This window comes from Marinobacter sp. UBA5687, from assembly GCF_002420325.1.
Lineage (GTDB): Bacteria > Pseudomonadota > Gammaproteobacteria > Pseudomonadales > Oleiphilaceae > Marinobacter > Marinobacter nauticus.
On the sequence record NZ_DIHV01000040.1, the window covers coordinates 1 to 20,995 of the forward strand.

The 20,995-nt window shown below is 56.9% G+C and carries 14 protein-coding genes and 2 pseudogenes; 6 read left to right on the plus strand and 10 right to left on the minus strand.

Annotation, left to right across the window (positions count from 1 at the left end; all coding sequences use genetic code 11):
• Positions 1-594, minus strand: a pseudogene (locus B3Y70_RS04230) (IS21 family transposase); the annotation flags it as partial.
• A gap of 509 nt (positions 595-1,103) precedes the next feature.
• On the opposite strand from B3Y70_RS04230, the gene B3Y70_RS04235 reads away from it, so the two are divergent.
• Both B3Y70_RS04235 and B3Y70_RS04240 read left to right on the plus strand, forming a co-directional pair.
• A complete protein-coding gene (locus B3Y70_RS04235) occupies positions 1,104-2,255 on the plus strand; it encodes a TAXI family TRAP transporter solute-binding subunit (protein ID WP_288589247.1) in 1,152 nt (383 codons plus the stop codon).
• An 83-nt stretch (positions 2,256-2,338) separates the two neighbouring features.
• On the plus strand, positions 2,339-4,336 hold the full coding sequence (locus tag B3Y70_RS04240) for a TRAP transporter permease (RefSeq protein ID WP_286892997.1): 1,998 nt from the start codon (positions 2,339-2,341) through the stop codon (positions 4,334-4,336).
• A 42-nt stretch (positions 4,337-4,378) separates the two neighbouring features.
• Here B3Y70_RS04240 and B3Y70_RS04245 read toward each other — a convergent pair whose 3' ends face one another.
• The 7 genes from B3Y70_RS04245 to B3Y70_RS04275 form a co-directional block, all read right to left on the minus strand.
• Positions 4,379-5,353: an NAD(P)H-dependent flavin oxidoreductase gene (locus B3Y70_RS04245; protein ID WP_058342394.1), complete on the minus strand. Its 975-nt coding sequence runs from the start codon at positions 5,351-5,353 to the stop codon at positions 4,379-4,381.
• An 85-nt stretch (positions 5,354-5,438) separates the two neighbouring features.
• Entirely contained in the window at positions 5,439-6,854 is a 1,416-nt protein-coding gene (locus tag B3Y70_RS04250) for an aldehyde dehydrogenase family protein (RefSeq protein ID WP_286892994.1), read from the minus strand.
• A 9-nt stretch (positions 6,855-6,863) separates the two neighbouring features.
• Positions 6,864-7,970: a zinc-binding dehydrogenase gene (locus B3Y70_RS04255; RefSeq protein WP_094624531.1), complete on the minus strand. Its 1,107-nt coding sequence runs from the start codon at positions 7,968-7,970 to the stop codon at positions 6,864-6,866.
• A 49-nt stretch (positions 7,971-8,019) separates the two neighbouring features.
• Entirely contained in the window at positions 8,020-9,822 is a 1,803-nt protein-coding gene (locus B3Y70_RS04260; RefSeq protein ID WP_058091204.1) for an acyl-CoA dehydrogenase, read from the minus strand.
• Positions 9,823-9,837: 15 nt separating this feature from the next.
• Positions 9,838-11,022 carry an acetyl-CoA C-acyltransferase gene (locus B3Y70_RS04265; RefSeq protein ID WP_058091205.1) on the minus strand — a complete coding sequence of 395 codons (1,185 nt, stop codon included), beginning with the start codon at positions 11,020-11,022 and terminating at the stop codon, positions 9,838-9,840.
• A gap of 18 nt (positions 11,023-11,040) precedes the next feature.
• Positions 11,041-13,134 carry a 3-hydroxyacyl-CoA dehydrogenase NAD-binding domain-containing protein gene (locus B3Y70_RS04270; protein ID WP_286892988.1) on the minus strand — a complete coding sequence of 698 codons (2,094 nt, stop codon included), beginning with the start codon at positions 13,132-13,134 and terminating at the stop codon, positions 11,041-11,043.
• Positions 13,135-13,313: 179 nt separating this feature from the next.
• Positions 13,314-14,141, minus strand: a complete 828-nt coding sequence (locus tag B3Y70_RS04275; RefSeq protein ID WP_058091207.1) for an IclR family transcriptional regulator — start codon at positions 14,139-14,141, stop codon at positions 13,314-13,316.
• A 270-nt stretch (positions 14,142-14,411) separates the two neighbouring features.
• Between B3Y70_RS04275 and B3Y70_RS04280 the strand changes: the two genes are divergently transcribed.
• Positions 14,412-15,341, plus strand: a complete 930-nt coding sequence (locus B3Y70_RS04280) for a 2-hydroxyacid dehydrogenase (protein WP_058091208.1) — start codon at positions 14,412-14,414, stop codon at positions 15,339-15,341.
• Positions 15,342-15,362: 21 nt separating this feature from the next.
• Here B3Y70_RS04280 and B3Y70_RS04285 read toward each other — a convergent pair whose 3' ends face one another.
• Positions 15,363-16,724 (minus strand): hypothetical protein, encoded by a 1,362-nt coding sequence (locus B3Y70_RS04285; RefSeq protein WP_286892985.1) that lies wholly within the window; start codon positions 16,722-16,724, stop codon positions 15,363-15,365.
• A gap of 132 nt (positions 16,725-16,856) precedes the next feature.
• Between B3Y70_RS04285 and B3Y70_RS04290 the strand changes: the two genes are divergently transcribed.
• Positions 16,857-18,062 (plus strand): 3-oxoadipyl-CoA thiolase, encoded by a 1,206-nt coding sequence (locus B3Y70_RS04290; RefSeq protein WP_286892983.1) that lies wholly within the window; start codon positions 16,857-16,859, stop codon positions 18,060-18,062.
• Positions 18,063-18,080: 18 nt separating this feature from the next.
• Positions 18,081-19,250, plus strand: coding sequence for an acyl-CoA dehydrogenase (locus B3Y70_RS04295; protein WP_023008965.1), 1,170 nt, complete (start codon positions 18,081-18,083; stop codon positions 19,248-19,250).
• 167 nt (positions 19,251-19,417) lie between these two features.
• Here B3Y70_RS04295 and B3Y70_RS04300 read toward each other — a convergent pair whose 3' ends face one another.
• A complete protein-coding gene (locus tag B3Y70_RS04300) occupies positions 19,418-20,563 on the minus strand; it encodes a DcaP family trimeric outer membrane transporter (protein ID WP_286892980.1) in 1,146 nt (381 codons plus the stop codon).
• A 28-nt stretch (positions 20,564-20,591) separates the two neighbouring features.
• Here B3Y70_RS04300 and B3Y70_RS04305 point away from each other — a divergent pair.
• A pseudogene (locus tag B3Y70_RS04305) lies at positions 20,592-20,995 on the plus strand (transposase); the annotation flags it as partial.

Consider the following 20,995-nt stretch of genomic DNA (forward strand, 5'->3'; position numbering starts at 1 on the left):
CACGTGACTGGATAGCCAGTCTCGCAAACTCTGGCTCCAGGTGGCTTCAGCGTAGGTGTAGTTGGAGGCCCCAAGCACCGCCACGAACACCTGAGCGGTGCGTACCTCACGGGTCTGCGGGTTGATGATCGGCACGGTCGGGCCGCAGTAATCCACGAAGCACTTCTCCCCGGCCTTATGGGTCTGGCGCATGGAGTGCTTCTGCTGCTTCAGCCATTGCCGATAACGGTCACAGTACTGGGAGTAGCTGTAACAGCGATTGGGATACTGAGCTGTGTATTCCTCCCACAACAGCTGCTTGGTCATCCCTTTACGCTTGAGTTCCTGATGAACGGTGGCCCAGTCAGGCACCTGGTAGCGAGTCGATGTGGTGGGATCGGCACCGGGATAGAACAGGGCCGCAAGGCGGCCATCGTCCAAATCCTCGGGCAACGGCCAGTTGAGGTTCAGGGCATCGGCCCGGGCTAACAGCTTCTGGATGGCCCCGACACTGGTCTTGGTGCTGGCACTGATCTGCCGGATCGAGAGCCCGGCTTCCAGCCTTAGGCGAAGCACCTCTCTGATTTTACGCATTAGAATTCTCTTTGCTGGCACAACTCCGCTCCCCAGAAAAAGGAGTCAGAGTAGCAAACGGTCTAATAAACAATGCGTTAAGAAGGATTCCGGTTGAACGTGAACACCGTTTCCGGGAATGTGAACGCTGATTCCGGCATCGTGAACACCGATTCCGGAAAATCCGGAAAAGTGTTCACCTTCAATCGGAATGACTGTTCACGTTGAACCAGAATCGGTGTTCACGTTCGTCCGGAATGGGTGTTCATGATGGGCCGTAATATGCAATAGGGGGATGCGTGTCTTACGGGCACTCTATCATTACAAATTAGTAACTTACGAACAAAGTTGGCCCCACCTGTCGGTGGCCCGACAGGTCCAGCCAGCTTGATGGAAACCTATCAGCCTCTTACAGACCTGACAACGACGCGCAGGAAATTAGCCGTCGATCACATCAATTGACACACAGACAAAAGCCTGACTACACTAAATCTTAATTCAGAATTCTATTCTGCACAGCAAAACAATAACCTCAGAAGAGCGCATACATGATGACAACAAAAAATATCATTTTAATTTCTCTTCTTGCCGGGAGCGCAACCACTGCGTGGGCTGCAGAAAATGTCGATCTGCCAGCCACCATCGGAATGACTGCCTATGGCACCAGCTCAGCAGGTTATAGCCAGATGGCTTCTATCGGCAATCTACTGCGCAATGAGTACGGCGTATCACTGCGGATCCTGCCCGGCGAGAACGACGTTTCTCGGATGACACCACTTAAAACCGGGCGCGTACCGGTTTGTTCCTGTGGCATTGCCGCTTATTACGCCGCCGAGGGCGTACTGATGTTCTCCGAGGACAACTGGGGGCCGCAGCCGGTTCGGGTTATTACCACATCCATTGCCAGTTTTGGCCTGAGCATTGCTGTAGCCGGCGATATCGGCGTAGAAACCCCCTATGACCTCAAGGGCAAACGCATTTCCTACATTCGTGGTGACGATGCCCTGAACCTCGGCACCGAAGCCATGCTGGCCTTTGGCGACCTCACCTGGGATGACGTGGAGCGGGTAGACTTCCCGGGATACGGCCGTGCCTTTGACGGCATCGTCGCCAATCAAAGCGATACCGCATTTACCGTTTCTGTCGCCGGCGGCCCACAACAGCTTTCCGCCAGTCCGCGCGGTATATCCTGGCTGGAGCTTGATCCTGAAGACACCGAGGGCTGGGAGCGACTGCGCTCCGTGGCTCCCTATTTCCAACCGCACCTGGTTACTTCCGGCGCCGGCATCAGCAAGGATGAGCCGTGGATTGGTTCCAGCTACCCCTACCCCATCATCATCGCCAACGCCGATGCCGATAAAAAACTGGTGGACGGGCTGATTCGTGTCTTCACCGAGGATTACGACAAGTACAAGGACTCCGCTCCGGGCAATGCAGGCTATGCGCTGGAGAACCAGAACCTCAACTGGGTCATCCCGCTGCATGATGTAGTCGTCGACTACTACAAGGAAATCGGCCACTGGACTGAAGATATGCAACAGCACCAGGACATGCTGGTCCAGCGTCAGAATATTCTCCTGGACACCTGGGAGAGCTACACCAAGGCCAACCCGCCTGCCGACAAGGAAGCCTTCAGAAAGGGCTGGATGACGGCGCGGGCAGAAGCACTTCAAGCAGCTGGCATGAACCCGGTATTCCGGTAAAACCTGCTGTCCTGGTTGAAACCTGATTCCGGTGTAAAGACAAGGGGTCTGTTACACCGGAGTTCTTTCAGGAGTCTTACTGCATGTCCGAAACACACAACACTGAGCCATCGAACGAAAACGTCAGCGGCATCCGGCGGCTTTCCGGCGGATGGCCATGGATCCCCAGGGTTGCAACTCTTGTCCTGACACTGCTGACGATTGACTACCTGTTCAATTTGCAGCTGATCAATATTGTTACCAAAGTGGAAAGCCAGTTTTTCTATGTAGTGGTGGCACTTATGCTACCGCTGGTTTTTCTGCTTTGGCCAATGTCACGCTACGCTTCCCGGAACAAGGTTCCCTGGTACGACATCATCCTGTTTCTTGCCGCCTCCGTTATCTGCGGGTTCTTTGTCTACAACGCGGAAACTATTCTGGATTACGGCTGGGAATACGCGGCACCACAATACGCCGTAGTATTCAGTTTCCTGTTCTGGGTTACTGTCATCGAAGCCATTCGTCGGGCCGGCGGCCTGCCGATTGCCATGATTGTCGGTGTCGCCAGCCTGTACCCGATATTTGCAGACAAGCTGCCGGGCCCAATCCAGGGCTTTCCATCTACCCCCGACCAGACCGCGATCTACATGGCCATGAGTCGAGAAGGCATCATGGGCGTGCCTTTGCAAGCCTTTGCCAACATCGTGATCGGCTTCCTTCTGTTTGGCGTCGCCCTGCAGAAAACCGGCGGCGGTCGTTTCTTTATCAACCTGGCCTTCGCATTGCTGGGCCATGTTCGGGGCGGACCGGCAAAGGTTGCGGTTTTCTCCAGCGGCCTCATGGGATCCATGAGCGGCAGCGTAATCACTAATGTGATGACAACCGGAGTGATGTCAATTCCAGCAATGCGCCGCGTCGGCTTCAGCCGTTCCTACGCAGCCGGCGTAGAAGCCTGTGCTTCTACGGGCGGTGTTCTGATGCCACCGGTTATGGGTGCCACCGCGTTCATCATGGCCGCGTTCCTGAATATTCCCTACGGCACCATTGCACTGGCGGCAGTCGTGCCCTCCGTACTGTATTTCCTCGGCCTGTTTATCCAGATTGATGCCTATGCTGCCCGCAACAAGCTTCAGGGCCTGCCCGCCAGTGAATTACCATCGCTCAAGCAAACATTAAAGGAAGGCTGGTACTTCATCTTCGTGTTTGCCCTGCTGATCTGGATGCTGTTCTTCCTGCGACGAGAGGCCACGGCACCATTCTTTGCAACGGTTCTCTTGCTGGTGATCAACCAGGTACTGCCCTATCAGCGCTGGAAGTGGCAAGACGTGAAGGACTTCTTCGCAGAATCAGGGAAGCTGTTTGCAGAGCTGATCGCGATCCTCACCGGTGTTGGCTTGCTGGTAGGTGCACTGTCGGTTACCGGGCTGTCAGGCACTATTGCCAATGACCTTATCTACCTTGCCGGTGGCAACACCCTGGTACTGCTGTTGATGGGAGCACTGACCAGCTTTGTGCTCGGCATCGGCATGACAGTTACAGCTGCCTATATTTTCCTGGCGGTTGCGCTGGCACCGGCCCTGATAAACGGCGGCGGCATGGATCCCCTGGCCGTTCACCTGTTCATCCTTTACTGGGGCATGCTCAGTTTCATCACCCCACCGGTTGCCCTGGGCGCCTTTGCCGCTGCAACGGTTGCCGGCTCCAACGCAATGAAAACCGGTGTGGAAGCCATGCGGCTGGGCAGCGTGATCTACTTTATCCCGTTCCTGTTTGTGCTTAATCCGGCGCTGATCTTTCAGGGCACCTGGAGCGAGATTCTCCTGGTGATTGTACAAGCACTGATCGGGGTAACGTTGATAGCATCGGCCATGCAAGGCTGGCTGATCGGGGTAGGCTCTCTGGCAGCAAGCAAGCTGTTGCAATGGCCAATCCGGCTGGGACTCATTGCCGGTGGCATGATCCTTGCTACCCCCGGTGGCGGACCGGTTCCGCTGACCAATCTGGAATTGTCTCTTATTAGTGCTGCGTTGATCATTCCTGCGGTCATCGCCGCCGCACTGACGCACCAGAGATACGAAAGAAGGGAAAAGGCCCTGGCCTGAAACCATGTGCCCGGAGGGTGATGCACCCTCCGGGCTATTCATTTACAAAAAGCCGGCAAGTCTCTGGCGCACAATCCCTTCGGCCTCGGCCATGATTCTGCTGACCAGCTCATCGCATGAAGGGATATCATTAATCAACCCAACAACCATGCCACAACTCCAGGCGGCTTCATCCATCTTGCCTTCCTGCAGTACCAGCTTACCCTTTGCGCCTGTGACCAGGTGGCGGATATCGTCAATGGTTTCCTGGTCACCCTTTTCACTCTCAATCCGGATGATTTCCCGCACGGCTGCGTTATCCATCACCCGCTCGGTGTTCTTCAGGTTACGCATGATCAGCCGGGTCTGTAGTTCATTGGCGTCCACAATTGCCTGTTTCACGTTCTCATGAACCGGCGCTTCTTTGGTGGCCAGAAAACGGGTGCCCATATTCATGCCTTCGGCACCCAATGCCATAGCCGCTACCAGGCTCCGGCCATCGGCCATCCCGCCAGATGCAATGAAAGGTATCTTCAGCTCTTCAGCCGCACGAGGCAGCAGGATGAAGTTTGGCACATCATCCTCACCGGGATGGCCGCCGCATTCAAAGCCGTCCACACTGACGGCATCACAACCGATTCGCTCGGCCTTCAAAGCGTGGCGAACAGATGTGCACTTGTGGATAACCTTGATACCCGCAGCCTTCAACTGCTCCATGTACTGCTCGGGGCTGCGGCCGGCGGTTTCAACCGCCTTGACACCACTGCGGATGATAACGTCAATGTACTCGGGGTAAGGCGGCGCATTGAAGGAAGGCAGGAAGGTCAGGTTTACGCCGAAGGGTTTATCCGTCATCTGCTGGCAGCGGGCGATTTCACTGGCGAGATGTTCAGGCGTAGGCTGGGTCAGGGCGGTAATCATGCCCAGACCACCGGCATTGGATACCGCCGATGCCAGTTCGGCAAAGCCTACGTTGTGCATGCCACCCTGTACGATCGGGTGTTCGATTCCAAATAATTCCGTAATTCGTGTTTTCACGGCATCACTCTTTTGTTGTTGATAAATGTTTCCGGTCTCTGAAACGCGAAGGAGCCGCTGCTGCGGCTCCTTCGTTGTCTTGCGATTACAGCTGCAGCGAACGCACTTCCAGAAACTCCTCAAGCCCCCACTTGCCGAACTCTCGCCCGATACCGGAATGGCCAAAACCACCAAAGGGAGCCAGCGGGTTGAAGCCGCCACCGTTCACCGTCACCTGTCCGGTCCGGAGTTTTGCGGCAAAAGCCTTTGCCTTTTCCTGATCCGCCGACCAGACCGCTCCAGACAGCCCGTAGGCAGTGCCATTGGCGATACGCAAGGCTTCTGCCTCATCGCTGTAGGGAATCACGCACAGCACCGGGCCGAAAATCTCTTCCTGGGCGATTGTGCTGTTCGGGTCTACATTGCCAAACACGGTTGCCTGTACAAAGTAACCCTTGTCCAGGCCTTCCGGCGCGTCCGGGCCGCCGGCTACCAGGGTGGCGCCTTCCGCAACACCGAGCCGGATGTAATCCATTACCCGGTCCCGCTGCTGCGCGGAGGCCAAGGGGCCCAAACGGGTGGCTTCGTCCAGCGGGTTGCCCGGGGTCATTCTGGCCGCGGCTGCAGCCGCCAGCTTGCACGCCTCGTCATGGCGATCGGCGGGCACCAGCAGCCGGGTCAGGGCGGTGCAGGTTTGTCCGGAGTTGAGCAGGCAGTTGCTCACTGTGCCTTTTACTGCGGCTTCCAGGTCAGCGTCCGATAAAACAACCGATGCCGATTTGCCGCCCATTTCCAGCGCAATCCTCTTGAAGTCATCCGCAGCGGCATGGGCAATGGCATGACCGGTGCGGGTGGAGCCGGTGAATGACAGCATGCGCACATCCGGATGCCGGATCAGGGTTTCACCAACGGTTTGCCCGGCCCCGCATACCATGTTGAACACACCCGCCGGCAGGTCGGTTTCATCCAGAATGTCAGCGAGGATAAAGGCTGCCTGCGGCGCAATCTCAGAGGGCTTCAGCACGACGGTGCAGCCGGCAGCAATCGCGGGTACTACCTTCAGAATGATCTGATGCAGCGGGTAGTTCCAGGGAGTAACACAGCCCACCACCCCGACCGGCGCATATTGCACTTCCGAGTTACCAGACTGCTCAACGAACGTAAACTCCGGCAACATATCGGTATAGGTCTTGGTTACAGTTGCCGGCAGGCCAGCCTGGATTGCCGTGGCAAGCTTCAGTGGCATGCCCACTTCCCGGCTGACCGCTTCCGCAATTTCCGGTGCCCTTTGCTTGAGTCCAGCATGCAGCTGGCCAAGCACGTTCACCCTTTGCTCTACAGAACTTTCAGACCAGACCTCAAATGCTGCATGCGCAGCGGCAATTGCCAGCTCCATCTGTCCCGGATCGGACATGGGCACCCGGGCAATCACGTCGCCGGTGGCCGCTTCATGCACATCCGCCATGTCGCCGTTCCAGTCGACCCAGCTACCATTGATGTAGTTCTTGTTCAGAATCTTCATGTTTTTCCCTCAGTCGAAGACAATCACGCCACGCGCGTTCTTGCCGGAGATCATGTCGTCAAAGGCCTGAACGGCTTCATCTATGGAGTAAGTCTGGGTGATCAGCTCATCGAGTTTAAGCTTACCCGCACGGTACAAACCTAGAAGCCGCGGGAAATCGTGTTGCGGCCGGGCTGAACCCAGCCAGCTGCCCTTCAGGGTGCGCTCGTCGGCCGGCAGGGTGAGCGTAGTAATCGAGGTTTTGTCTTTCGGGTCAGCAACGCCCACCACGACGGCGGTACCACCGCGCCCGAGAGACTTATAGGCTTGCTCAACCACGGCACCGGCACCAACACACTCAAAGGCGTAATCCACGCCGCCGGTCAGTTTTCTGATGGCCTTGGCGGCATCGTCCACTTCATTGAGGTCAATCGTGTGGGTGGCACCGAATTCCCGCGCCATGGCGAGCTTTTTCGGGTTGTTGTCCACCGCCACAATCATTTCGGCACCGGCGGTTGCGCAGCCCTGAACGGCGTTCAGGCCAACACCGCCAATACCGAACACCGCAGCCCTGGAACCCGGCTCCAGCCCGGCAGTATTAAATACAGCACCCACACCGGTCATCACGGCACAGCCCACCAATGCGGCGTTCTGTAGTGGCACATCCTCTGCAACCTTCACGCAGTTATCCACATGCAGGGTTGCATACTCCGCCATCACGCCACAGGCGCCGAACACATTCAAGGGCTCGCCCTGGCTGTCGCGGGTTCGAACGGTTCCATCGGGCAGTGTAAACATCGCCTTGCGGGCGTTTTCGCAAAGAACCGGATGGCCACGCACACACTGGCGGCACTTGCCGCACATTGAGATAAACGAACTAACAACGTGGTCGCCTTCACTGAAGCCTTCCACACCCTCGCCAACTTCAACCACCACACCGGCCGCCTCGTGGCCCAGTACCAATGGCGGTGGATACTGAATCTTTCCAGTGGTGGCTGAAAGGTCGCTGTGGCATACGCCGCAGGCGGCAACCTTGATGGTTATCTCGCCCCGTTTTGGTCCGTCCACCGTAATCTGTTCGACCTGTACCGGCTTGCCCCACTCCCGGCAGACCACCGCCTTTGCTTGTCTGTCCATTACCCTGACTCCTGTTGTTTTTGTGTTGATTCAGAGTTGGCGAGGCCGGTCAGAATGCCTCGTCAAACATATCCAGTGCCGTTGAGTCCACCGATTGCAGCAACTCAGCCGTTGCTAGCACGCCCGGCAATTCATACCGGCAAAAATAATCACAGGCGCGTAACTTGCCCTGATAGAAGGACTCAGGCTGATCACCGGCCCCACTGACTCCAGCAAGGGCTTTCAGGGCCTGTCGCAGCCAGAGCCAGCCGACAATTACCTGCCCGAAGGCATCCAGGTAAAGAGTGGCATTGGCCAGTGCTTTTTCCTTATCACCAGAGGCCTTTACTTCATTAATCACCCGGGTAGCTTCAACCATTGCGGCCAGGGACCGTTCAAGCAACCCGGCATTAGAAGCCAGCCGTTCCTGCTTGCGGGCCTCGGCAATAGTGGCTTCGATCCTGCTCACCAGTTCGCAGTAGTAACGGCCATCGGCCATGGAAACCTTGCGACCAAGCAGGTCGATGCCCTGAATACCATGGGTGCCCTCGTGGATCGGGTTAAGCCGGTTATCCCGGTAGAACTGTTCCACCGGATATTCCCGGGTGTAGCCGTAGCCACCATGCACCTGAATTGCCAGACTGTTAGCTTCGAGACAATAACGGGAAGGCCAGGACTTGATCACCGGCGTGAGCAAGTCGAGCAGCCCGGCGGCAAGCTCGCGCTGCTCGCCAGTTTCCGCAAACTTCTTCTCGTCCACCAATACTGCACCCTGCAGACAGAGCGCCAGCCCACCTTCCACATAGGCCTTCTGGGCCAGCAGCATGCGCCGGATATCAGCATGGCGGATCAGAGGCACCTGGGGGCTTTCCGGATCCTTCTCTCCAACCGGACGCCCTTGCTGCCGCTCGCGGGCATACTCAAGCGCATGAAGATAGCCGGTGTAACCCAGCATCACCGAACCCAGACCAACACCAATCCGGGCTTCGTTCATCATGTGGAACATGGCAGCCAGGCCCTGGTGGGGCGAGCCAACCAGATACCCGACCGCCCCCGCTGCCTCACCAAAGTTCAACATGGTAGACGTCGTGCCACGGTATCCCATTTTGTGAATCAGACCAGCCAGGGCGACATCGTTGCGCCCACCCAAAGAGCCATCTTCGTTAACGAGGACCTTCGGCACCAGAAACAGGGAAATTCCTTTTACGCCGGCCGGGGCCCCAGGTAAACGCGCGAGTACCATATGAATGATGTTCTCGCTCAGCTCGTGATCACCACCGGAGATGTAGATCTTGTTACCAAATAACCTATAACTGCCATCTGCCTGTGGCTCTGCTCGAGTGCGCAGATCTCCCAGAGAGGAACCTGCATGGGGCTCGGTCAGGCACATGGTGCCGAAAAAACGCCCCGCCAACATCGGCTCGGCGTAGCGGCTTTTCTGCTCGTCGGAGCCATGGGCGAGAATCAGGTTAGCTGCCGCAATAGTTAGCCCGGCGTAGCCCTGAGTCCCTACGTTGGCTCCTTTGAGCATCCCCACACACATCTGGGCAACCGCACTGGGCAGCTGCATGCCACCGCGCTCGTAGTCCTGACTGGCCGCCATCAGACCAGTACTTTTCAGTACGTCCAGCGCCTTGTGAACTTCCGGCCGCATGTGCACACGGCCATTCTCGAAGGTCGGCTCTTCTTCATCCACCAAGCGAGCATGGGGTGCGAACTCCTCTGCGGCAACTTTCAGCGCCAGGTCCAGCGCCGCCTGCAGCGTTTCACGACTATGGTCCTGATAGCGCTCAAATCTGAGCACCTTCTCTACTTCATGAAGTTCATAAAGCTGGAAAGCCAGGTCCCGGGTACTGACGATTTTCTGCTGCATGACGGCGCTCTCCGTTTATACCACTTCGAACAGGCCGGCTGCGCCCTGACCGCCGCCAATGCACATGGTGACCACCACATATTTGGCACCCCGGCGCTTGCCTTCAATCAGGGCATGGCCGGTAAGGCGGGAACCGCTCACACCATAGGGGTGACCCACAGAAATAGAGCCGCCATTCACGTTGAGTTTTTCCATCGGAATACCCAGACGGTCGCGGCAGTAGACCACCTGGGATGCAAAGGCTTCGTTCAGCTCCCACAGGTCAATGTCGTCCATGGTCAGGCCGTTACGGGCAAGCAGGCGTGGAACAGCAAACACCGGGCCGATGCCCATCTCGTCCGGCTCACAGCCTGCAACAGCAAAGCCACGGAAAATGCCCATGGGCTCGATGTTATGCTTTTCGGCATAGGTGCTGTCCATGACCGTACACACAGAGGCGCCATCAGAAAGCTGGCTGGCGTTTCCCGCGGTAACAAACTGACCCGGGCCACGTACCGCGTCCAGTGAGGCCAACCCTTCCAATGTAGTATTCGGGCGATTGCATTCGTCCCGGTCCAGAGTTACCTGTTTTTCGCTCACTTCACCGGTTTCTTTGTCTTTAACCAGCATAGTGGCGTCAAAAGGCACAATTTCGTCGTCAAACTTGCCGGACTGCTGGGCCGCGGCGGTGCGCTGCTGGGAAATCAGTGCGTACTCATCCTGCGCTTCACGGCTTACGTTGTAACGCTGGGCGACAATATCGGCCGTTTCGATCATCGACAGGTACAGTTCCGGCTTGTTCTTCATCAGCCATTCGTTAGTAGCACGGAAGCCATTAAGTTTGTCGTTCTGAACCAGGGAGATGGACTCAACGCCACCAGCCACGATGGCAGGTACTTTCTCCGACATTACGCGCTGGGCAGCAATAGCAATGGATTGCAGGCCGGAGCTGCAGAACCGGTTAATTGACAGCCCGGCCGTGGTTACCGGGAGCCCGGCACGAATAGCCGCCAGGCGTGCCATGTTCTTGCCCTGACAACCTTCGTGAAAGGTTGCGCCCAGAATGACATCTTCAACGATGGCAGGGTCGATTCCTGCACGCTCAACGGCGTGCTGGATAACGTGCCCGGCCAGGTCAACACTGTGCGTGTTGTTCAGGGCACCACGATAGGACTTGCCAAGGCCGGTACGCGCGGTCGAAACGATGACAGCATCAGACATAAGATGAACTCCTTATAATTATAGATCGCTGAACTTGCGGCCTTCCGCCACCAGCTTCTCGAGCAACGGCGCAGGCTTCCACTGCTCGCCACCCACTGTGTTGTTGTAGTTCTTCACTGCCGCCAGAATATTGTCCAGCCCAACCTGATCTGCCCAGAACATGGGGCCGCCACGATACGCGGGGAAACCATATCCGTAGATCCAGACCACATCGATGTCCAGTGACCGGTCGGCAATGCCTTCTTCCAGGATCTTGGCACCTTCGTTGACCATTACATACATGCAACGCTCAAGGATTTCCTGGTCGGTAACCTCCCGGGCTACGATCCCCTGTTCCGCGCGGAAGCTTTCAATCAGCTGTTCCACTTCCGGGTCGACAACCGGCGCGCGGCTACCTTCCTCATATTTGTATACCCCAGCCTGGGTTTTCTGTCCCAGACGACCCTGCTCAACCAGCTTGTCCATCCAACTGGCCGGCACATCTTCACCGGCGTTACGACGCTCTTCACGAATACGATAACCGACATCAATGCCGGCCAGGTCAGACATCGCAAACTGCCCCATCGGGAAGCCCAGATCTGTCAGCACCTTGTCCACCTGCTGCGGCGAGGCGCCTTCGTTAACCAACGCCATGGCCTCGGCACCGCGCTTGTGCAGCATCCGGTTGCCCACAAATCCGTGACAGTTGCCAACCATCACGCCGACTTTCTTGATCTGCTTCGCTACTGCCATGACAGTGGCTTTGACTTCGTCGGACGTCTTGCTGCCGCGAACATTCTCCAGCAGCTTCATAACGTTGGCCGGGCTGAAGAAGTGCATGCCCACAACGTCTTCGGGGCGTTTGGTAGCCGAGGCAATTTCGTCAATGTCGAGGGTGGAGGTGTTAGACGCGAGAATGGCGCCCGGCTTGCACACTTCATCCAGCTTGGCGAAGATCTCTTTCTTGACGGCCATGTTCTCAAAGACGGCTTCAATCACCAGGTCGACGTCGCGGAAGTCATCGTAGCTCAGGCTGGTTTTGATCAGCCCCATGCGCTCTTCCACCTGCTCGGCGGTGAGCTTGCCTTTTCTGGCAGAGTTCTCGTAATTGCGGCGAATGACTGCCATTCCGCGATCCAGGGCTTCCTGCTGAACTTCAACGATGGTGGCCGGAATGCCCACATTGGCAAAGTTCATGGCGATTCCTCCACCCATGGTGCCGGCACCGATAATGCCCACACTCTTCACCTCACGCACCGGCGTGTCCTTGGCCAGACCTTTGACCTTGGAAACCTCACGCTCGGCAAAGAACGAATGGACCAGGCCTGCACGCTGCGGTGATTCCATGCACTCTTTAAACAGTTCACGCTCTCGCTTCAGGCCCTCGGCAAACGGCAGGGTGAAAGCGGCTTCTACAGCGTCGACACACTTGAATGGCGAGAACAGGCCGCGGGCCTTTTTGGCCAGGCCAGCACGGAACTGGTCAAAGACATCGCTGCCTTTGTCAGCTTCAACCTTGTCGGCAATATCACGCACCCGGCGTACCGGAGCACCTTCACCTGCCAGTTTCTGCGCATAGGCCAGGCCAACCTGGCGGATATCGTCGCCGGCTTCAACGGCATCAACAATGCCCAGAGCCAGCGCGTCTCTGGCGCCTACGAAGTTGCCAGACGTAATCATTTCCAGTGCCTTCTGGGCACCCACAAGGCGAGGCAGGCGCTGGGTACCGCCAGCACCGGGCAACAGACCAAGCTTTACTTCAGGCAAGCCCACCTTGGCAGACGGCAGGGCAACCCTGTAATGACAACCCAGGGCCGTTTCCAGGCCACCGCCCAGTGCGGTGCCATGAATAGCGGCAACAATGGGCTTGTCGCTTGATTCATAGGCATTGATCACATCGGGGAGGCCCGGCTCCTGCAAAGGTTTGCCAAATTCGCGGATGTCCGCGCCAGCAATGAACGTACGGCCTTCACATACCAGCAGGAGGATATCTGCTTCTGCATCCTTCTGGCCCTGTTCCAGGGCGGCAACCAGACCGGCACGCACAGCATGGCTCAAGGCATTGACCGGCGGGTAGTTTACGGAAATGACACCAACATTCCCTTCACGGGTATAAGCAACAACCTCTGACATAATCTCCCCTCGCCTTTTATGAAATATGGTTTTATCTAGCGAAATCAATTAACGATTTAATACAAGTTTAGCCCTTATTTCAACCACCGTTTCGGTTCAGGCATAAAAAAACCGCAGACTTTCGTCTGCGGTTTTTTTATGCCTTTCTGTCTGATCCGGCCGGCTACCGGCAGCCTGGCCTAGACACCGAGCGATTCAATATCCCGGGCTAACATAGCCAGCTGGTGAGCATAGGAGTCGCGCAACTTGTCGCCAGGCACCAGGTACGACGGCGCCGCACAGGTCAGCACCATCGTAGTGCCATCCTGCAGGTGGATAGGTACACCGGCGGAGTTAATGTTCCGATCCCAGTCTCCCAGCGACAGGCAGAAACCGTGCTCCCGGTAATCTTCCATGGCCTGGTCCAGGCCTTCTTTAATTACCGGCCATTTTTCACCGTACTTCTTCGCCATGGCATCGTCGATCAGCTTGCGGGCCGGGTCGCTGATCGCACAGTAATAGGCGCGCCCTGCAGAGGTTGTCGACATAGGCAGCTTCAGGCCAATATCCATCCGCAGGAGGGTTGCTTCAGGCGGCAGCCGGTTTTCTACATAAATCATGTGCAAGCGGTCGCGACAAGTCAGACCAACCGACATGTTGGTTTGCCGGGCGAACTCGTCCATGTAGGGCTTGGCCAGCTGACGCACCTTCAGGTTTGATACATAGGCGTAACCCAGAGCCAGCACGCCGGAACTAAGCTGATACTTTTCCAACTGCTGGTTGTAGCCCAGATAACCCAGCTTGGTCAGCGTATAGGTCATGCGCGAAACGGTGGGCTTGGGAAGGCCGGTAATTCTGGCAATGTCCTGGTTGCCGAGTATGACAGACCCCTGACTGAACGCGCGCAGAACATCCAGCCCCCGGGACAATGCCTCCACAAACTTGCGATCCTTACCCGGCTGAACCGGCTCACCATCACCGGATGCCACTTGCAACTCCGGTGAGTTGTCCTGCTGTTTTTTTGCCATAACTTGCCTATTTCCTGAACTGCGTTGCCTGTCACGGATAGCCTGGCGAACCGTGGGCGTGAAAAGTGGACATATTCTAGTCTATGAGAAACTCAAGAACCACAATCTGCCATCAAATTTCATGCCAGATTCGAAACACTGGCATTACCCGATGCCACGAAATAGCCATGACGGAAACCCGGGCAACCTTTACCATAGTATAGCGATACTTTATTCTGCAATGCGGAACCAAGTCATATGCACGACAACAAACCATACTCAGGAGCATGTATGAAGGTACTTTTTGTAGCGGGCGATCCCAAACCAGAGCGCTGGACCGTACCTATCAAACAACTGCTACCAGAAGCAGACATTTATGTCTGGGATCCGGACGGACCGGCGATTAATGCAGACTACGCCATCGTATGGCAGCCCCCGGCGAAGCTGTTCGAGCGTGAAACCCGCCTGAAGGCCGTGTTCAACCTGGGCGCCGGTATCGACGGATTGCTGAAAGTCCCCAACCTGCCGGCAGACCTTACCGTGGTAAGACTGGAAGATGCCGGCATGTCGGTACAGATGGCCGAGCATGTACTGCACCAGATACTGGAAGTCAGCCGGCAGATGGAGCTGTACCGGGATCAGCAACGCCAGCGGCTGTGGAAGATACACCGCCCCATCAGCCGGAAAGAGTGGCCCATCGGCATTATGGGGCTTGGGCACATCGGCAAGCGTGTGGCCAGCACACTGGCAAGCCTCGACTATACGGTAAACGGCTGGGCCAGGAGTGAGCACACGGTAGATGGCGTGCGCACCTTCGCAGGCAACGGGCAACTCGGAGAATTCCTGGGGGCAACCAGGGTGCTGGTTAACACTCTGCCTCTGACCAGCGAAACCGAAAATATCCTTAACTACGACCTCTTCAGCCAACTCCAGCCAGACGCGGTACTGATCAACGTTGGCCGGGGTGAACACCTTGTCGAAGACGATCTGCTTCGTGCCCTGAACGAGGAAAAACTTCAGCGCGCCTCACTGGATGTATTCCGCAAAGAGCCCCTGCCCGTGGGACACCCTTTCTGGGAGCGAACCGACATCACAATCACACCTCACATTTCAGCGCGCACCCTTCGGGATGCGACCCTGGAGCAGATCACCGGTAAAATCCGCGATCACGCCAAGGGTCTGCCTGTCACAGGCATTGTCGACGTCACCCGCGGCTACTGATTCGCCTGCGAATTCTGCCGGTCAACCCAGGACCGGCAGAAGTACCGCAAACACCGCCAGCAATAACAGCAACAGCGGCACCACCAGCAAGACAAAAACACCGTTCCACTGAAAGGCCACTACGTTGCGGGAAACCTGACCAAACCGTGACAGCAACATCACCGACGGCCCGAACGGCGACACCATCATTGCCAGTGAGAAACCAATAACCAGACCAATTGCCACCAGCATCGGGTCAGCCCCGCTAGCCACAAGTTGCGCAAGCATGCCCGACTGCACGCTGAGCACGGTAATCGGAATCACCCCGGCCATGGAGAACAGCGGCATGATCAGCAGCCCTGCGGCTGCAATCAGGTAACTACCCCAGCCGCTCACCACAAGTCCGTTCAACAGATCTGCAGGCACCACAGTGGCAATCGATACCCCAAGCATGGCTGAGCCGGCAAAGATCGCCATTTCGTTGGACATCACCGCCAACTGTCCCACCCCTTCTGCCAATGCCGCCACCGGAGAGCGTTCCTGCAACAACATATAAGACAAAGTGACAGCCGGAACAGCCAACATGGCAGCCACCGACACCTTCACGCCCGCCAAGGCAACCAGCAAAGCCATACAGCCAAACACCACCAGAACCAGAAGCGTCAGTTTGCCCGTTCCTTCAGGCCAGCCGTCGAGCGCAACCCGTTCACTACTGATTTCCCGGAAGCGCTGCCTTTCCAGCACCCAGCCAACCACGATCATCAGCAAAGCTGCCACAAAGCCGAAAGGCAAAAGAGAAGACCAGCTGAGCTGGGGCAGCTCTCGCGTGAGAATCGCAACCGCTACGCTGGTGGGTGCCACCAATGGCACCAGCGCAAACCCTCGCAAGGCGCTGATCAGCACGCTCCTGAGCCACTGCAGTCTTGCCGCGCCCTCTATCCCCCTCTCCTTCAGGCTATCCGCGAGTGTGCCACATAGAAGGCTCATCATTCCGAAACTGAGTACCGAAGCAATACCGCAGCTCACCGCCGCATACTTTGGGTATAAAAGGGATACCCGACCCCCGAGCAGCACATCGTGGATACGCCTGAGGACTTCAAAGCGGCGCACCAGGCACTGCATCATCCCCAGGCTGCCCAAAAACGCCGAATAGAACGCTGCATCCGACAACGCATCAAGGGCACCGTCCATTCCGAGACGGCCGGTCACAAACAAACCAGCACTAAACGTGAGGGAAAGCAGGAGCAACGTCCTTGCATAGACCTGAAGGCGCATCGCGCCCAGAACAAACACCAGGATGAATACCAGCCCGGCAGAGGCGCTAAGGGCTTTGCTCTGCAGACAAATCGCGACAAGCTCCATGACCACGGCACAAGCCAGCAGCCAGCGAAGAGTTCCATTCATAAACCAGTCAGCCACCAATGATGAACAATTCTTGCAATTGAGATAGACCCAGATTAGTCTTTTCCAATATCATTTACAAAACTATATTCCGCAGTTCGGAATTACCTAACCATAATCGATACGGCAATTCTTATGAACGCATACATCTATGATGGCTTAAGAACACCATTTGGGCGGCATGCAGGCGCCCTGGCCAAGGTTCGCCCCGACGACCTGCTGGCCGAGGTCATTCGCGCACTCATTGAGCGCAACGCCTTTGCTCCGGAGAATTATGAAGACGTGATTGCCGGCTGCACCAACCAGGCCGGTGAAGATGCCCGCAACCTGGCGCGGCACGCCGGACTGCTGGCAGGCTTGCCGGTTGAAACCGGTGGCCAGACCGTTAACAGGCTGTGCGGCTCAGGCCTTGCCGCCATCATCGATGCTGCCCGCGCTATCCGTTGTGGCGAAGGCGACCTGTTCGTAGCCGGCGGTGCCGAGAGCATGAGCCGCGCGCCGTTTGTGCTGGCCAAGTCCGAATCACCTTACAGTCGTGAATTCCGGGCCTTTGACAGCACCATTGGCGCGCGCTTCCCGAACCCGCTGATCGAACGTCAGTTCGGTTCTGACACCATGCCTGAAACCGCAGACAACATTGCGCGCGAACTTAACCTGTGCCGACTGGAAGTGGATCGCTTTGCCGCGCAAAGTCAGGCCCGTTACGAGGCGGCCCGCCAGGAAGGCTTCTTCAAGGACGAGATCCTGCCCATTTCTGTACCTCAGGGCCGCAAACAACCGCCACTGACCGTACAGGACGACGAGCATCCAAGGCCTACATCCAACCTCGAGGCGCTTTCCAATCTTCGCTCGCTGGCTGAAGATGGCGTGGTTACTGCCGGCAACGCCTCCGGCGTGAACGATGGCGCTGCCGCCCTGATTATCGGCTCCGAAGAAGCCGGCAAGCGGGCTGGCATCCAGCCCCGCGCACGTATCGTATCGGCTGCCATCGCCGGCGTTGCGCCCAATGTAATGGGCTACGGCCCGGTTCCGGCAAGCCAGAAAGCCCTGGCCCGGGCAGGCCTGACACTAAAAGACATGGATGTAATCGAGATCAACGAGGCGTTCGCCGCCCAGGTTCTCGGTTGCACCACCAAACTGGGAATCGATCCTTCCGATTCCAGACTCAACCCGAACGGCGGCGCCATCGCCGTTGGGCACCCTCTTGGCGCTTCCGGCGCCCGGATTGCCCTGACGGCGGTACGCCAACTCGAACGTACCGGTGGCCGTTACGCTCTGATCAGCATGTGCATTGGTGTAGGCCAGGGCATTGCTGCTGTAATTGAACGGGTTTCCAACTAACTTTTCAGGAGAACAACAATGGCTTCCGCACCTTGGGACGACCTGCTGAACTTTGAATCACAACTGGACGAAACCGAGCGCCAGGTACGCGACAGCATTCGCAGCTTCTGCGATAACCGTCTGATGCCCGGCATCGTCGAGGCAAACCGCCACGAAAAATTCGACCGCAGCATCTTCACCGAAATGGGTGAACTGGGCATGCTGGGTGCCACCCTGCCGGAAGAGTACGGCGGCCCCGGCCTGAACCACGTGTGCTACGGCCTGATCGCACGGGAAGTTGAACGGGTAGACTCTGCCTACCGCTCGGCCCTGAGCGTACAGTCTTCACTGGTGATGTACCCGATCTTCTCTTACGGCAAAGAAGAACTGAAAAAGCGCATTCTGCCGAAACTGGCCTCCGGCGAGTTTGTTGGCTGCTTCGGCCTGACCGAGCCAAACCACGGGTCTGACCCCGGCGGCATGGAAACCCGCGCCAAGAAAGTCGATGGCGGCTACCTGCTGAGCGGCTCCAAGACCTGGATCACCAACTCCCCGATTGCCGACGTTTGCGTGGTCTGGGCCAAGCTGGACGGCGTGGTAAACGGCTTTGTGATCGAGCGCGAAGGCGCCAAGGGTCTGGAAACTCCGAAGATTCAGGGCAAATTCTCCCTGCGCGCATCCGACACCGGCTCTATCTTTATGGACGAAGTCTTCGTTCCTGAAGAAAACCGCCTGGAAGTTGAAGGCCTGAAAGGCCCGCTGAGCTGCCTTACCAAGGCTCGCTACGGCATCAGCTGGGGCGCCCTGGGTGCTGCGGAATTCTGCTGGCATGCAGCCCGCAACTACACCCTGGAGCGTAAGCAGTTTGGCAAGCCCCTGGCCGCCAACCAGCTGATCCAGAAGAAGCTGGTAGACATGCAGACTGAAATCACCCTCGGACTACAGTCTGTGCTGCAGCTGGGCCGCATGATGGATGCTGGCATTGCCACCCCGGATTCCGTTTCCCTTCTGAAGCGTAACAACTGTGGCAAGGCCCTGGACATCGCCCGCGTAGCCCGCGATATGCACGGTGGTAACGGTATTGCAGATGAATACCACGTTATCCGCCACGTCATGAACCTGGAAGCAGTTAACACCTACGAAGGCACCCACGACGTCCACGCCCTGATTCTGGGCCGTGGTCAGACCGGTATTCAGGCCTTCAGCTGATTCCTCCGGAAACAGCACTCCTGAACCCCTCTACGGAGGGGTTTTTTGTGCCCGGCGCCTCGAGGCCTACACTTCTCGCGCGGGCATAAAAAAGCCCCGGTGTGCAGCGCACCCGGGGCAAGCGATGAAATACCTGATATTCGTTTTAACTCAACGGAAATCGCTGATCAGAATGACAGCTTGGCGGAAGCCATTACCTGCTCATACTGCTGGCTGCCGCTGCCTGCGATCTCGCCAAAGTCCCAGTAGGCATACTCAAGACCCAGAGTCAGGTTCTTATGAGCGGACCACAGCAGGTTAGCGTGGACTGAGGTGGAGGAGTCGAAATAGCTGAGAGTCCCTGCAGGAGAGAAGTCCAGATCGTCCACAATCTCGGTATGGGAAACCGTCAGGTTACTTCTCCAGGTTGAATTCCAGAAGTGACGATAGGCCGCAGTGACCCCGTAGGTATTCAGCGGCTCAACCTTTCCGGCCGCCTGCTCAGCCCGATCCACATCCGGGTAGGTGAACAGCCCCATGTAACGGCCAAGCGCTCCATAGCTGTATTGCAGACGCAAGTCATCACGCCCAAACGTAGGAATACGGGCACTCAGAGATACAGCACCGGCTGCCTTGGTGTCCTCCGCAGCATCATCTTCCAGATGGCGCAGCAGGGCCGCAACAGAGTAGATACCGTAGTTGCCGCGAGTCTGATAGCGCGCTACGAGATCCGGATAGGACTGATCGCCATAGGATTCAGAGCCAAAACCATCTTCCGGGTTTTCGAGGGCGACCATCAACTTGCCACCCGGAGCGGACATGTTATAGCGGAGCATCGGCTGTCGGGTATAGATAAAGGCAGCCTGTTTACCTTGGTCCAGAATCTCTGGCAATGCAGCCAGATCGGTAAAGGTTGTGAAGGTCTGGCCAAAATCCCAACCATTCCAGGAGCCATACGCCTGCCGCATGCGCGGATTATAGCTGTTTGAGACAACTTCATTGCCGGGAGCATCAGCCGCGGTGTTGAAATCCATTTCGATGTACGTGGTCAAATCATGGCCGGCAACATCCTCGGTCTTGGTACCAATGCTGATACGAGATTCACGGGCAGAGAAGCCTGTTTTCCAGTCGCTTTCACCTTCATTGGCCGCCCTGGCAAGCGTCCGGGGCAAACCAATGGAGTAACCGTTGCTGATTCCATTACCGTTGGATCCGAAAATCACATCGGCCTTGATGAACCCGCCAAATGAAATCGTGGTGTCACCAATCTTGATGCCTTTGCCATTGACCCTACCCCAGAATTTAGGTCCATTTAAAACTGGAAAATCCGGCATGATAGAGCCCTGAGCAGGAGATCATGCCATGAAGCGATCCCGTTACACCGAAGAGCAGATTGCCTTTGCCCTGAAGCAGGCCGAGCTGGGCACCTCGGTTCCCGAAGTCTGTCGCAAGATGGGCGTCTCGGATGCCACGTTCTACAACTGGCGCAAGAAGTATGGCGGCCTTGGCCCGTCCGAGCTGAAGCGGCTCAAGCAACTGGAGGAGGAAAACCATCGCCTCAAGAAGCTGGTGGCCGACTTGAGCCTGGACAAGGCTATGCTCCAGGATGTGGTGGCAAAAAAGCTCTGAGACCGCCTCGTAAACGCCAACTGGTGGCTGACTTACAAGCACGGTACGGAGTCAGCGAACGCCAGGCGTGTGCGGTCTTGCAGTTTTCTCGGGCGTCTTGTCGATACCAATCAGTGGCGAGGGATTCATCGGCATTG